13 protein-coding genes are annotated in these 15,266 nt (G+C 43.7%); 8 read left to right on the top strand and 5 right to left on the bottom strand.

Going from position 1 to position 15,266, the window contains the following annotated elements; translation table 11 throughout:
* Positions 1-62: 62 nt before the first annotated feature.
* The gene (gene nfsA, locus AB685_RS09375) at positions 63-812 is read left to right on the top strand and encodes an oxygen-insensitive NADPH nitroreductase (RefSeq protein WP_047970308.1); all 750 of its coding nucleotides are present in this window, start codon (positions 63-65) and stop codon (positions 810-812) included.
* 199 nt (positions 813-1,011) lie between these two features.
* A complete protein-coding gene (locus AB685_RS09370; protein WP_047970307.1) occupies positions 1,012-3,774 on the top strand; it encodes a M14 family zinc carboxypeptidase in 2,763 nt (920 codons plus the stop codon).
* Positions 3,775-3,900: 126 nt separating this feature from the next.
* Here the strand turns inward: AB685_RS09370 and AB685_RS09365 are convergent, their stop codons facing one another.
* A complete protein-coding gene (locus tag AB685_RS09365) occupies positions 3,901-4,485 on the bottom strand; it encodes a VanZ family protein (protein ID WP_053073771.1) in 585 nt (194 codons plus the stop codon).
* Between the two features lie 46 nt (positions 4,486-4,531).
* Positions 4,532-5,005 (bottom strand): SRPBCC family protein, encoded by a 474-nt coding sequence (locus tag AB685_RS09360; protein WP_047970306.1) that lies wholly within the window; start codon positions 5,003-5,005, stop codon positions 4,532-4,534.
* Between the two features lie 172 nt (positions 5,006-5,177).
* On the opposite strand from AB685_RS09360, the gene AB685_RS09355 reads away from it, so the two are divergent.
* Entirely contained in the window at positions 5,178-5,435 is a 258-nt protein-coding gene (locus AB685_RS09355) for a GlsB/YeaQ/YmgE family stress response membrane protein (protein ID WP_047970305.1), read from the top strand.
* Between the two features lie 62 nt (positions 5,436-5,497).
* Here the strand turns inward: AB685_RS09355 and htpX are convergent, their stop codons facing one another.
* The gene (gene htpX, locus AB685_RS09350; protein ID WP_047970304.1) at positions 5,498-6,376 is read right to left on the bottom strand and encodes a protease HtpX; all 879 of its coding nucleotides are present in this window, start codon (positions 6,374-6,376) and stop codon (positions 5,498-5,500) included.
* A gap of 169 nt (positions 6,377-6,545) precedes the next feature.
* Here htpX and AB685_RS09345 point away from each other — a divergent pair, with 169 nt between their 5' ends.
* Positions 6,546-7,190: a DUF1836 domain-containing protein gene (locus AB685_RS09345; RefSeq protein ID WP_128755829.1), complete on the top strand. Its 645-nt coding sequence runs from the start codon at positions 6,546-6,548 to the stop codon at positions 7,188-7,190.
* A 150-nt stretch (positions 7,191-7,340) separates the two neighbouring features.
* Positions 7,341-8,750 carry an NADP-dependent phosphogluconate dehydrogenase gene (gndA, locus tag AB685_RS09340; RefSeq protein ID WP_047970303.1) on the top strand — a complete coding sequence of 470 codons (1,410 nt, stop codon included), beginning with the start codon at positions 7,341-7,343 and terminating at the stop codon, positions 8,748-8,750.
* A 470-nt stretch (positions 8,751-9,220) separates the two neighbouring features.
* On the opposite strand, the gene AB685_RS09335 is transcribed toward gndA, so the two are convergent.
* Both AB685_RS09335 and zwf read right to left on the bottom strand, forming a co-directional pair.
* Positions 9,221-9,835, bottom strand: a complete 615-nt coding sequence (locus AB685_RS09335; RefSeq protein WP_047970302.1) for a cyclase family protein — start codon at positions 9,833-9,835, stop codon at positions 9,221-9,223.
* 89 nt (positions 9,836-9,924) lie between these two features.
* The gene (gene zwf, locus AB685_RS09330; RefSeq protein ID WP_047970301.1) at positions 9,925-11,403 is read right to left on the bottom strand and encodes a glucose-6-phosphate dehydrogenase; all 1,479 of its coding nucleotides are present in this window, start codon (positions 11,401-11,403) and stop codon (positions 9,925-9,927) included.
* Positions 11,404-11,754: 351 nt separating this feature from the next.
* On the opposite strand from zwf, the gene AB685_RS09325 reads away from it, so the two are divergent.
* The 3 genes from AB685_RS09325 (at position 11,755) to AB685_RS09315 (ending at position 15,164) form a co-directional block, all read left to right on the top strand.
* Entirely contained in the window at positions 11,755-12,426 is a 672-nt protein-coding gene (locus tag AB685_RS09325; RefSeq protein ID WP_047970382.1) for a uracil-DNA glycosylase, read from the top strand.
* Positions 12,427-12,459: 33 nt separating this feature from the next.
* Positions 12,460-13,272, top strand: a complete 813-nt coding sequence (locus AB685_RS09320) for an ion transporter (RefSeq protein WP_047970300.1) — start codon at positions 12,460-12,462, stop codon at positions 13,270-13,272.
* 164 nt (positions 13,273-13,436) lie between these two features.
* Positions 13,437-15,164 (top strand): methyl-accepting chemotaxis protein, encoded by a 1,728-nt coding sequence (locus AB685_RS09315; protein ID WP_082153572.1) that lies wholly within the window; start codon positions 13,437-13,439, stop codon positions 15,162-15,164.
* Positions 15,165-15,266: the final 102 nt, after the last annotated feature.

Genomic DNA, 15,266 nt, shown 5'->3' with positions numbered 1-15,266 from the left:
AAGTGGAAAAGTGATTCCTCTCCTGTGTACAATGGAAAAAAGACTACTGGAGGGGAATTACCATGAATCCGACTATCGAAACCATTCTTTCGCACCGATCCGTTCGAAAATTTGAAAACAAAGCTTTAAGCGATGAACAAATAAAAACAATTGTTAAAAGTGCACAGGCAGCTTCAACGTCAAGCTTTGTACAAGCCTATTCCATTATTGGAGTAAAAGATAAGGTGAAGAAAAAAAGGTTGGCTGAGCTTGCAGGAAACCAGCCATATGTAGAAGAAAATGGCCACTTCCTTGTTTTCTGCGCGGATTTCCGTAGGCACGCATTAATTGGTGAAATGGAAGAGACAGACGTCACAGCCTCCATCGAAAGCACGGAAAAGTTCATGGTAGCCGTCATCGACGCGTCACTCGCTGCACAGAACGCTTCTGTTGCTGCAGAAAGCATGGGCCTTGGTATCTGCTATATCGGTGGGATCCGCACCAATATTGAAGAGGTTGCTGAGCTATTGAAAATGCCAGCCAACACCATACCTTTGTTCGGACTTGCTATCGGCTATCCGGCACAGGATACCGGCGTTAAGCCGCGCTTGCCTTTAGAGAACATCTACCATGAAGAGATGTACCAACAGGATGAAACGTTGTACAAAGAGCAATTGGAGGACTATAACAAAGAGATTTCAGCCTATTATCATGGACGCACTCAGGGGAAACGTTCAGATACATGGACAAGCCAGATGGCGGGCATGCTGAGGGAACCAAAAAGAATGCATATGAAAGATTTTATGGAAAAACAGGGATTTGCAAAGAAGTAGAGTTTTGGAAGTAATATAGGCAAGAAGTTGGACAGTCCATCTGAGGCTGTCTTTTTTCATGCTTTTGTAGGAGAAAGAATCGTTTCATTTGTCTCTATGAACCGTCAGGCACTACTAGTATCGTTCTAAACAGGAGTTTTTTTAATTTTAAAATTATTGAAAACTCACTGCACATGAACATGACGAAGGAGCTGGAGAGATGAACTGGAACTGGAGAAAGCCGTTTTTTGCTTTCTTATCTGTTTGGATGCTTCTATCTGTGGCAATCCCAATGCAGGGGACTCAGGCAGAAAGCATCATTCAAACAGTAGCAGAAGAAGAGATATCGACAAGTATTTCCACCGTTTCCATGACGGAAAAAAGACAGATGGAAGTACAAATTGATTTTGGAGAAAGGATCCCGCTTGAAAAGCTAGAATGGACCTTTGGTGACAAGCCATTGGAAGAGTGGAAAACTTACAACTCAGAGGATAACGATTATACGGGAGAACCGTTCATTACATTCGCAGAGCCACCTGCATATGTAGGGGAAACCACTACCATTAAGGCAGTCCTCGACTTTGACCTCTTATTTGGAACAGATAATCTGGCCCCAAGAAATATAAGAGTCCTATATCCGGAGTTTATCGCTACATACGATTTGACAGTAACAAATAAAGATACTGGCGAAAAGTTAAGTAAAGAAATTACATACAATGTTTATGACGAATATTTGAAATTTGAGCAATTAAAGCCGGAACTTAATGAAATTACAGAAGCTGCTCAAACGAAAAATGAAAGATTCATAGAATACAAGTCACTTGGACAATCCTATGAAGGACGGGACATTCATTTTATTACACTGGCAAAGGACCAGGCTGCAGTAGAAAAATACTTGAATGAAACCCTACCTGTAGCCTTGGAAAATCCGGCAGAGCTTTTGCGGAAAATAGAGGATGGAACCATTGGAGATTATCAGGTTCCAATCTGGTTCAATAATATCCACCCAGATGAAGTGGAAGGTGTGGACGCACAGGTTGAACTGTTCCGAAAACTTGCACAGGATGAGGAAATCACTTTTAAAACGGTAGATGAGAGTGGCGCTGAAAAGGAGATCACGCTGAATGTAGAAGAGGCGTTGGAACATGTGATTTTTCTTTTTAATTTTACCCATAATCCTGATGGACGAGTTCATAATACACGTGCGAATATCAACGGATTTGACTTAAATCGGGATAACGCTTTTCAAACGCAACAAGAGTCCGTTTATGTAACAGAAGAGATTGCCAAATGGTCTCCGTTGTCCTTCTTGGATATGCATGGATATGTGAATGATTTTTTAATAGAACCATGCACGCCACCGCATAATCCGAACTTCGAATATGACCTGTTGCTCGATAACATGCTTGAACAGGCACATGCAATGGGACAGGCAGGAGTGGCAAACTCTGACTATGAATCTTACGCTATTCCTTATGAGGACTATGAAAATGGCTGGGATGACATGACGCCAGCATACACGGCCATCTATTCCATGTTACATGGTTCACTTGGGCATACGATTGAGGTGCCGGGATTAAATCAGCAATCCCTTTATGCCATGGTACACACTGGATTAGGGGCAACAAATTTCGTATTGGAAAATAAAGATGACCTTTTCAAACAACAACTAGAATTATTTAAACGCGGTGTAGAAGGCGAAGATAACCAGGCGGTCGATCAGCACCTAGTTAATCAAGAAGGTGAAGTAATCGGTCGTGACCGCGGTGAAAATGAGAACTTCTTCCCGGAATATTATGTACTTCCCATGCACGACCTTCAAAAGAATAAATGGGAAGCGGCAGAAATGGTAGAGTACCTATTGAGAAATGGAATAAAAGTAGAAAAAACAACTGCTACGGTAGAAATAGACGGAATCAACTATCCGGAAGGTACGTATGTTGTACCGATGAAGCAGGCGAAGCGTGGATATGCGAATGCTGTCCTTTATCAAGGGGATGACATTTCAGACTGGAACGCCATGTATGATGCCATCGTCGTAAACTTCCCGGATCTGCGTGGATTTACAATCGAAGAAGTACGTATAGAAGATGCTTTTGAAGGAGTAGCGGAAGCAGTGTCAGAAGCTGAATATCCTACAACAGCAGTGGAAAAGAACAAAGGGCACTATGTTGTTAAAAATGTGAACAACGAAGCGGTCAAAGCAGTTAACGAACTGTTAAGCACAGGAAAATCAGTAAGCGTAGCTACTGCTGATGGCAATGGCTACAGCAAAGGCGACTATGTCATTCACCGAAAGGATTTAATGGCGATTAAAGACAGCTACTACTTGGAAGTGGTTCCATTAGACAATAAATCGAAGGTGGAAAAACTGGAAGGAACGCCTAAAGTAGCCGTAATTGGCAGTGGTGCAAGCCGGTTTGTTTTAAAGCAGTTAGGTTTTGAGATTACTAGTGTAGAAGAAGCGGATGTTATCGTCGACCCGACAGGACAGGTGGATAATGAGGCTATCGCTGCAGGAACATCTTACATTGGCATTGGCGGCAGAGTCCTTCAGGCAGTAAAACATAGCGGAATTCTGGAAGGCTTTGATTTTACCCACACAAAATTCACGCATGAAGGACTCCTTAAAACGTTTGTAAACACAGACTCCTTCCTTACTTCAGGTTATGGGACGGAGGAAATCTTATACGGTACATCTGGGTCATGGATTACAAGTGTACCAGACGGAGCCGAAACATTGATCCAAGTGCAAGATACGGAGGATTATTTCGTTGCCGGCTGGTGGCCTGGAAAAGAAAAAGTAAAGGGGCAGACATGGGCATTTACAACCACAGTTGAAAGCGGTGCAAATATAACCTTATTTGCAAACGACCTGTTGTTCCGAGCCCACACAGAAAACAGTTACCGTCTGCTTGCAAACGCAATACTACTAGATGATGTACAAGAGAAGAAGAAAGGAAAAGGAAAGAAGCATAGGTAACAAAAAAAATACGGAGGAGAGCTTAAAGTGGCTCTCCTCCTAAGTGTGTAGTTAATTAATTGGAAATGCAGAAATCCAGTTGATCGTAGTGGAAGGCGCGCAACGGTTTATAGCCTATTTTAAAGGTTACCTAACTATAATCACCTTTTGGAACCAAGGATACAGCCCGTATCCGATATAAAATCCAAATACATTCAGAATCAAATCATCTATATCAAGGCTCCCTCTGCGTGTCAGGTATTGGGTGATTTCAATCGCGCTTACCAACAGAAACGGGAGGATGGTAAGAATCAGTTTGTTAACTGTACGCTGTCTCAAAAGGATCCCAAACGGAATAAACAAGCCAATGTTAGCCGCCAAGTTATAGAAGGCAATAACCCAGTGGACTTTACCAGAGAGATAGAAAATGATGGTATCAAAGGGCATTAGGTTAAAGTACTCCATGCTTTGTTCATTAGGACGTATGAATAGGAGAATGAGCAGGGCGATCGTGTAAAGGAAAAAGCAGCCATAAAATACCCTTCGTGGGATAGTGAGCGAGAGGTTCATCACAAATAAATAAACGGATACGGTTGCTGCCAAAATACAAATAAACACTACAAAGAGAACAATGGGATGAAGATTGTCTGTCAGGTGTGCGAAGATAGGACTCAGGAATAGGAATATTCCACATGTAATAATAGTCGGGACAAGAAATTTTCTCATGGTCATGTTAGGCTACCTCTTATTAAAAATCCGGGCAGATGACACTGCCCGGTTATTTCTCTTCTTTTTCCGTTTCAACTTCATCTGCTGTACCTTCAATCAGACGCTTCAGTTGGTTAAGATGATCCCCATCTTCTTTTTTCAGGATTTTTCGGATGATTGGCTTGGTCAACTTCATAATGATCCCTGATGTATGAATATCCCCTTGGAAATGCACCTTCGTGCCACCTTCAACAGTAGGCTTAAAATCATAATAGTAGATGACCTTCAACCCGTTGGTTTCGCTTTTTACTGCATAACGCTCATTTGGAATGTATTCCGTGAACTCAATAATGGATGAGGCTTTGCGCCCACGGATCTCGCGCGTCTCTTTAAACTTGCTTCCCACATTTAAGGGACCATCTGTCAGCTTTTCGATAGCGACCACATTTTCCATGACCTGTGTGGAGTTGTCCAAATTGGAGGCGAAGGAAAATACCTCTTCCACTGGCTTGGAAATAATAACGGAATCTTGAATATCTGGCAATGTGATTGCTCCTCTCATTAAACGTGTTTTGCAATCATATAATTAGTTTAATAATAGCACAGAAAAAGGAAATCTTTTACGAGTATTTCTATTGGAAGTTTAAAAAGTTCTACCAACGGAAATATACACTGTAACAAGTAAAACAATATAAAAGTAAGAGGAGGAAAACATTATGTTAGGATTATTAATTACCCTTTTAATAGCAATTGTAATCGGTATGATCGGAAGTGCCATCGCACCAGGAGGAATGCCAGGAGGAATCTTGGGAGCTATGCTTGCAGGTCTTGTCGGAGCGTGGATTGGTCGCGCATTATTCGGATCTTGGGGCCCTGTCATTGCTGACTTTGCAATCGTCCCAGCCATCATCGGTGCAGCAATCTTCGTATTCTTGCTGACATTGATTTCAAGAGGAATGAGAAGCGCAACATAATAGCAGGATAAAGAAAAAGAGGTAGCCGTTTTAATCCGGCTACCTCTTTTATATGCAAATAATTATTTCGCTTCTAAACGGCGAATACGCTCATTTAAATCAGGGTGTGTAGAGAAAAGGGAACTCTTTCTCTTACCATTAATTTTAAGGGATGCAATAGCAGTGTCCTTCTCTTCGGATACACGGCCAGTGTAAGCCTGAAGGGAACGCAATGCATGAACCATCTTGTCTTTTCCAGCTAGGTCTGCGCCTCCACGGTCTGCGTGGAACTCACGGTAACGAGAGTAGGCGAATACCACAAGACTTCCAAGAATCGAGAATGCGATCTGGAACACGATGATGGCAATAAAATGCACGATTGGTGCCATTTCTTCCTTAACAAAACGGGAAACGGCAAATGCTGCGATACGTGCAAGGAATACTACAAATGTATTCACAACACCTTGCAATAGAGTCATTGTTACCATATCACCATTGGCGATGTGGGCAACCTCATGGGCGATAACACCTTCAATGGCAGCATCATCCATTTCTTGTAATAGACCAGAGGAAACAGCAACTAACGAACGGTTCTTGGAAGGACCCGTTGCAAATGCGTTTACTTCTGGAGAATGGTAGATTCCGACTTCCGGCATTTTCGTAATGCCAGCAGCGCGAGACATACGGTGAACCATTTCAACAATTTGACGCTCTTTTCCACTCATCGGACCATCTGGATCGATGACCTTCACGTTCATCATTTTCTTGGCCATCCAGCGGGACATCAACAAGGAAATGAAAGCACCAGTGAAACCGATAATGGCACTGAAGATCAATAGTGCGCCATAGTCAATTCCGCCGTCTTGAATATAGTTTCCTGCACCAGTCACCATAAAGATGATGGAAATCGTTGTTAACACAAGTACGTTCGTTAAAATAAAAAAGAATATACGCTTTGCCATGTTTCTCCTCCTGATTGTTTTGAGGTCTTATGAACCTCTATCTCTCTTGCTTTTATTATAGATTGAAACGTTTAATATTTCAATTAAAGTGTCTGACATAATTTGACGAAAACGGTTTACCATTTTACTATTAATGCAAGAATGACGGACGAAGAGGGTGTGTTTGGCCATGGGGAAAGAGTGGACCAGAATGGAGATGGCGGAGTTTTTGGTGAAGTTGGAACATGGAGTGCGTTCTGTTGAAAATAGACAGGACATGCCGAAAAGTTTCCAAAATCTTTTGCTGAAAAAAGGGAAAGAGGAGGTCGGCTTGACGATGTCCAATATCGTCTGGCTCGGCAATCAACTCGAAAGCACGGACTATACGGAACACGCTCTGAAGAATTGGGTAAAACGCGAGATAAAAGAGTATATAGGTGCCCCTCAGGTCGGGCGCAAGTATTCTATCGACCAGGTGGCGCTCCTTTTTATAGTTAAAGATCTGAAAGTGCTGCTTGATTTTGAAGCGATACGGAAGGTGTTAGGCTCTATTTTCAATAACCCGGTAGAGCGGGAAGATGATATCATCAGTCCGGTTCAGTTTTACAGAGCGTACGGAGGCATGTACGAAAATCTGATAAACCAGACCGAATTATTATCAGAAGATAACATTAAAAAAGAAATCCAACATTTTTTACAAAAACATGACGCCTTCTCAACAGAGGATAAAGGCAAAATCTCCGATGCCATGATGGTGGCGACTCTTGCCGTGCGAACTAATTTTTTGAAAGCATGGGCAAAGCGGTATGTGATGGAAGAGAACGGAAAAGAATAAGGAAATAATAATTTCAACCCGTGTAAACGCTTCACTCTCCGAACATAGGTTATAATAGGTATAAAGCTTGATTCGACGTGGCTTTGTATGGTATTTTCAATTCGGACTATCGCGAAACAAATTACCTTGAAGAAGGGAAGTTTTTATAATATGGCAAAGCAGCAAATCGGTGTTATCGGTTTAGCGGTAATGGGTAAGAACCTTGCAATGAACATTGAAAGCAGAGGCTATTCCGTTTCCGTATTCAACCGTTCGCCGGAAAAAACAGAAGAATTCCTGCAAGAAACAGAAGGAAGAAATTTCAAAGGTACATACAACATTGAAGAATTTGTACAATCATTGGAATCCCCTCGCAAAATTTTACTGATGGTGAAAGCGGGCGGACCGACGGATGCAACAATTGAATCGTTGAAACCGCATCTTGATAAGGGCGACATCCTGATCGATGGCGGGAACACTCTTTACACGGACACAATCCGTCGTAACAAGGAGCTTGGCGAGCTTGGCTTGAACTTCATCGGTACAGGCGTATCCGGTGGAGAAGAGGGAGCGTTAAAAGGTCCTTCTATCATGCCTGGTGGTCAGAAAGAAGCATACGATTTAGTGAAGGACATCCTGAAGAGCATTTCCGCAAAAGTGGAAGGTGACGCTTGCTGCACTTACATCGGTCCGGACGGTGCCGGCCACTATGTGAAAATGGTGCATAATGGTATCGAATACGGCGACATGCAGCTGATTAGTGAAGCGTACTTCTTATTGAAGAATGTGCTAGGACTATCTGCACAAGAGCTTCACGAAGTCTTCGCAGAATGGAACAAAGGCGAGCTCGACAGCTATCTGATCGAAATCACTGCAGACATCTTCACTAAAGTGGACGACGAAACAGGCAAGCCACTAGTGGATGTCATCCTTGATACAGCAGGTCAAAAGGGAACTGGTAAATGGACAAGTAAGAGTGCATTGGACTTGGGTGTTCCACTTCCAATCATCACAGAATCCGTTTTCGCACGCTTCATCTCCGCGATGAAAGAAGAGCGCGTGAAGGCGAGCGGCATCCTTCGCGGACCAGAAACTGTTGGGTTCACAGGAGACAAAGATGCATTTATCGAGAGCGTGCGCAAAGCGTTGTATATGAGCAAAATATGCTCCTACGCTCAAGGCTTCGCTCAGTTACGTGCAGCATCCGAAGAGTACGGATGGGATCTGAAATACGGCGAGATCGCAATGATCTTCCGCGGCGGTTGCATCATTCGTGCGCAATTCCTGCAAAAAATCAAGGAAGCATATGATCGTGAAGCGGGACTTGCTAACCTGTTGCTTGACCCTTATTTCAAAGAGATCGTGGAGAGCTACCAAGGTGGACTTCGTGAGATCCTTGGCGTTGCCATCCAGCACGGCGTACCTGTACCATCCTTCTCAAGCGCGCTGGCATACTATGACAGCTACCGTTCCGAGACGTTGCCTGCGAACCTGATCCAGGCGCAACGTGACTACTTCGGTGCTCACACGTATCAACGTGTGGATAAGGAAGGTATTTTCCATACGGAGTGGATGAAATAATTGATTAATTGAATGATGGAAATTGGACCAATTCATGGTTGCTGCTTGTGAGCAGGGGCTGTGGATTGGTTTTTTTGTGTGGTGAGGGATTTGGAGATTGGTTGATAAGTGAAGGGAGTTGGTTGATATAGTTGAAAGTTGGTTTATAAATGGGCGACTTGGTTGATAAAATGAAAACTTGGTTGATATCCGAGGGCCCGGCCCATCAAGCTTGTGTGGAACCTCCTAATATCATCCAGTAATTATTGATATATGCGTTTTTTTGTTGATATCCACCCGAGTTTTCTTGATAAATCTCAAAATTTATTGATATATCCCGAGTTTTCTTGATATATTTCCAGAATTATTGATATCATCCGAAACCCCAGCTACCACAAACGACTTTATGCCCCAAAACAAACTCAAAATAAACAAAAAACCACCCCACCCCCAAATTCCGCGGGGCAGAGTGGTCAAAAATCTCACCAAACTTACTTCATATCCATCAAGACAATACGAGCTGGCGAAGCATCCACGCCGCTCAGTTTCAATGGCGCAGCACACATGATGTACTCGCCCTCTGCGATATCCTTCAGGCGCAAGCCTTCAATGATGATCACGTTACCCGCGAAAAGTGTCTTGTGTGTCGGGTGGCCCTCTTGGCTACGCTCGATGCCAAGTGCATCCACACCAACGCCGCTCACGCCGATTTCAGCCAAGTACGCTGCAGCGTCCTCCGCGACAAACACAAAGTCAAAATTGAATTCTTCATCAAAGGAGTTTTTCGTTTTAAATAACAGGAAATCGTCCTTCTCAATATTTAGCCCTTCAATATCCTTCACCGTAATCCGGTCCTCAACAGATGTCAGGTCGAACACTTTGCATGGACCAACGAGCTTGTCCAACGGTAACGTTTCGATCGTTTCCCCATCTACCACCATATGAAGAGGTGCGTCCACATGTGTACCGGTGTGAACATCCAGCTCAAGGCGGGTTTCGGTTACATAACCGTTCGTGTTAGTCGTTTGTTTCGGCTGTTTTTCAGGTTTGTTTTTATAAACAGGCATTCCCGTGAAAATCGGGGAAGATACGTCATATACTTTCATGTGTAAAAAACTCCTTTCGAATTTGGCTCGTGCAAGTGCAACCGCAACCGCAATCGCTCAAAAGTCAAGCGGGTCGATACGCCGACAGCCTATAGTGGCCACCAGTGGAAGCCATCTTTATGAAGCAATTCATCCGCCTGCTTCGGTCCCATAGAACCGGATTCGTAGTTCGGGAAGTCGAATGATCTGGTGTTTTCCCAGGCTTTGGAGATCTCATCGATAAAGCTCCAAGATAGGGCCACTTCATCCCAGTGCGTAAAGTTCGTCATGTCACCGCGCATCGCATCATAGATGAGGCGCTCGTAAGCTTCCGGTGTGTTGAACCCGTCGATGCAGTTGTTTGTATAATCCAGTTTGATTGGGGTCGTTGTAATATCCTTACCCGATTTTTTGGCATTTAAATGTAGGGTGATGCCCTCTTCCGGCTGGATGTTGATAACAAGGAGGTTAGGATCCACCTTTTCCCCGCGATTGTAGTAAAGGTTCATCGGAATATCCTTGAATTGAACGACCACTTTCGTGGACTTTTCACTCATTCTTTTTCCGGTACGGATGTAGATTGGTACCCCTGCCCAGCGGAAGTTATCAATTAGAAGCTTCCCGGCAACATACGTCTCCGTGTTGGAATTGGTATCGACAGAGTTCCCGTCACGGTAGCTCTGAACCTGATCTCCATCCACGATTCCGGCTCCATACTGACCGCGTACAAAATAATCCTCCACATCATCCGGACCGATTTTACGCATCGCACGAAGCACCTTGACCTTCTCGCTGCGGATCTCTTCCGGATTCAGCTTAATCGGGGGTTCCATGGCAAGCAAGGCCACCATTTGAAGCATATGGTTCTGCACCATATCCCTTAAAGCTCCGGAGCTCTCGTAATACCGACCTCGGTCCTCGACTCCCAGCACTTCACTCGAAGTGATCTGGATATTGGAGATGTAACGGTTGTTCCAAAGCGGTTCGAAAAGGGCATTAGCAAAACGGATTACCTCGATATTCTGGACCATCTCTTTCCCAAGGTAATGGTCGATACGGTATATCTCCGACTCATCAAAAGCTTCACGGATTTCGGCGTTCAGGTCTTTTGCGGAAGGAAGGTTGTGACCGAATGGTTTTTCGATGACAAGACGCTTCCAGCCGTCCGTTTCCGTCAACCCTTCCGATTTCAGATTGGAAGCGATTGTACCGAAGAATTCTGGTGCCATCGCTAGATAGAAGATGCGATTACCGTTTGTAGCGTAGTCGGAATCCAGATCGCCCAAAAGCCCCTTAAGCTGCTGGTAGGACTCACTGCTTGTTACATCAAATGGATGATAGTAGAAGTGGGAGCTGAACTCCTCGACATTACTGTCACCGTTTGCCACACTGTTAACGGAGGCAGATACGTTCGATCGGAACTCCTCATTGGAAAGTGGACGTCTTGCCACGCCGACTACAGCAAAGTTTTTGGAGATGCTTCCATTCTTATAAAGACGATAGATGGAAGGATATAGCTTACGTTTCGCTAAATCACCGGTTGCACCAAAGATGACGATCAAGGAAGTCGGATTTTCTTTTTTACTCACAGTTAGAACCTCGCTTTATGTACTAGTCTCAAAAGAATGTTTAGCACAATCGCTTGATTATGATAAACAATTATGTAAAAAGTAACAAATTCACTGAAATAGTATGAAACATTATGAAAAAGAACTACCCAAATATTTTATATGGAAGTAGATAGGAATTCAATACATTAATGAAGCTCTTAACCTTTACGTTCCACTATAACATATCCAGACTTCAATTCCTGAATGATAGGCTCGTCGTTAGTATGAAAAAATACAAGCAAAACCATGCATCCACAAAACTTCCCAGACCCAAAATGAATTCCAATATGATAAAGTAGGAATGACAGAAAGGGACGGAGGGGCATGCAAGTGGAAAATCTCAGTGGTGCATGGAAGTCATTGGTGGAAAAAGAATCATGCAAGGACTATTACATAAGGTTGATGGACTTTCTCGACCATGAATATGCCTCTAGAAGTGTCTACCCGCATAAAGAGGCCATTTTTTCTGCGTTTCAGGCGACAGGCTATGAGGACGTGAAGGTCGTCATTATTGGACAGGACCCCTACCATGGCAAAGATCAGGCCCATGGTATGAGCTTTTCCGTCCAGAAGGGGATCCGGGTGCCTCCATCTCTGAAAAATGTCTATCAGGAATTACAAGAAGACATGGGAATAGAGCCTGTCCCTCATGGTTTTTTAATGGAGTGGGCTGCTCAAGGTGTGTTATTATTAAATACGGTTTTAACAGTCAGGGAACGGGAACCGAACTCCCATAAAGGGAAGGGCTGGGAACGTTTTACCGATGAAGTGATACAGGTGTTGAATGATAGGGAGAAACCGGTGATTTTCATCCTTTGGGGCAAGCATGCCGAACAGAAGGAACCCATGATCACAAACAGCCACCACTACATCATCAAAAGCCCTCATCCAAGTCCATTTTCTGCACGAAAAGGATTTTTTGGAAGTAGGCCCTTTTCAAGAGTGAATGGCATACTGACTAAAATCGGCGAGGAAGAAATCGATTGGCGATTGACGCCATAGAAATAAACAAGAATATCTAGAGGAAGTGCACGAATGCAAACTTGGAAAACACCGATACAACATATAGTCGGACATCGCTATTTTACAAATGCGGTAATGTTCGTCATCCTATTGAACGCGATATTGATAGGTGTAGAAACCTACCCGTTGTTGAGAGCGGAATACTACGACATCATTCATGGATTTGAAGTTTTCTTTTTATGGTTCTTTACAATAGAGATTATTTTGAGAATATTGGCGGAGAAAAAGATCCACCACTTCTTCCGCAGCAGGTGGAATCTCTTTGACTTTTTCATTGTGGCAGGGGTACTTTTCTTCAGTGGAACGTACTTCATTTCCGCTATCCGGATCCTGAGGGTATTCCGGGTCCTGCGTGCCGTTACCGTTGTCCCGTCCTTGCAAAGGCTTGTGACGGCATTCCTGAAGACAATCCCGTCCTTGGGGACCATCATGATGCTATTATCGTTAGTATTTTATATTTTTGCTGTTTTGGGCGTCATGTTTTTTGGGGAAATCTCACCGGAATACTTCGGATCGCTGCACCTCGCCCTTGTGACACTATTCCAAGTCATCACACTCGAGTCCTGGGCAAGCGGAATCTTCCGTCCGATTTTTGCTGAAAGTCCTTTATCCTGGGTCTACTTTGTCGCCTTCATTCTTGTTGGGACCTTCATTGTCCTGAACCTGATCGTCGGGGAAATCCTAAATAACATCCAGGAAGCAAAGGAAGAAGAAACGAAGGAAGAGAAACTTGAGATCAGTAAAAAAGAATTGGCAAAGATCACCGACGAAATTGCAGAGTTGAAGCAATTATTGATCAATAAAGAAAAAAATAACGGATCATAATTTTCAAAGAACACGCAGGGAATGAAACAGTCCTGCGTGTTCTTTTTTTTGCAATCGGAAGAAATATTTATTAATCATATTAAAGACCCAGGCGCATTTTGCCGAAATAATAAGTAAAGAGAGAAAACGACAATATCAATTTGTGCAAACGGTTTCATGTGTAGATGACAGTTTTACTAGGGGGAAGAAGAATGGGGAGCATGAGGAAAAGACTAATAGTATTGATCTGTTTGATTGGGGGAATAGGACTCGCTGCATCGCTTGTTATCTGGATGAATAGCATGCAGGTGCAAAAAGGGGTCAAGGAGTTGGATGAGATCACGAAGCTGAATGAAAGCTATTTTGAATTAGTTCAATCCTATCAGAGCACTTTGGCAGATATGTATTTTGTCGTATCCAATGGGTATTCCAAAGCGCATATTGAAAAAATAGAAGAAAATTTAGGGCAAACAGAAGAAAAGCTACAGGAATTCGAGCCTTATTTTACGGAATTTGAAGAATTAGGACAATGGAAGCAGTATTTTGTTGTTTCACATGGAACATTGTCCAAACAATTCGACACCATCAGCGACGTTTCCAACGCAGCCAACATGGACCGACTGCGGATTACGACATCAGAAGATTTGGCTAAGGCCAGGAACCAGGTGGAGCGGGCAAATGTAGGGGGAATGGAGTTCCTGCAAGCATACAACGATGAAAATAGACAGGTCATCCAGGCTAAAGTGTCGTCTACTGAACGATGGACATTATTGACGCTTGCCATCCTTGTGTTTGTGCCCATTCTTGCACTGTTATCGTTCAGACATGCTTTCAACAAAGGTGTAAATCAAGTGCTTGGACGAGTGAATGCATATCAGGATGGAAATTTTCTGTATGAAGCGGATCAATCTGTCAGAAGAGACGAGTTTGGGCAGATAGAAACATCACTCGCGACGATGGGTCAGAATATCGAACAGCTCATGAATGGAAGTCTTGGGGCTAACCAACGTCTTCAAGTTGTCATGAAGGAGCTTCTGGTTGTAGCTGAAAATAATTTGGAGGAATCGGCTGGGATCAAGCAGCGTTCGGCACAGGTGACCGAAAAAGTTTCGATGCAGTATGAGGGAACAGCCGCAATATCTGCCGTAACCGAGCAGGCCTCTGCCAGTACGCAAGAGATATACAGTATTGTGGATGAAATGAAACGCAACCTAGAAGGGATGGAGAGCCTTTCCAAAAGAGGTGCGGAATCATTGAAAGAGATGGTTGCTGTCATGCACCAATCTTCAAAAGAGACCGAAACGATAGTAGATAGATTTTCGAAAATAAAAGTGAATATCGATGAGGCGAACAGCTTCCTGAAAGGGATAACAGAAATTACGACCCAGACAAACCTACTTGCCCTCAATGCATCGATTGAAGCGGCACGTGCAGGAGAGGCTGGAAAAGGATTTGCTGTTGTGGCAGAAGAGATTCGCAAGCTCTCCGGACAGACCGATCTCTTTTCCAAGCAGATCAACAGCATCACCGGCCGCATTCAGGAAGATACCAATGAAGTGCTGAAAGAATTCCAATTGTTCAAGGAAACGATTGAGGAAACGAACGAAAAAAATGAAGCATCAGCCAACCTGTTCCAAGAAATCGCCACAAGTAGTGGAACGTTGCTGGCACAGGGAACCCACATTACCGTCACGATGGAAGAGATCAGTATGGGTGTCAATGAAATCGTCCATTCCGTAAATGACCTTGTCGCATCCTCATCTGAATTGACGGAGGAAATGGGAGAGGTTGTAAAAGCTGCCGATCATCAGGTGGACCTTTCCCACAATATGAGGCGAACCGTTGATACGGTGAAAGAGACTGTAGAGGATTTGGCTGCAAGCATCGCCTCCATAAATATGAATAAATCTTGAACAAGAAACCTGTGGGGTGGATTCTCCGCAGGTTTAATATTTTATGCGGAGATGGAAGATGGTAGAATGAAGGATGGACAAAGCATGGTTGCGAAAGGGAGG

This window comes from Bacillus sp. LL01 (assembly GCF_001037965.1).
Note: the sequence above shows the minus strand (reverse complement) of the source record. Positions and strands in the feature narration are given on the sequence as shown.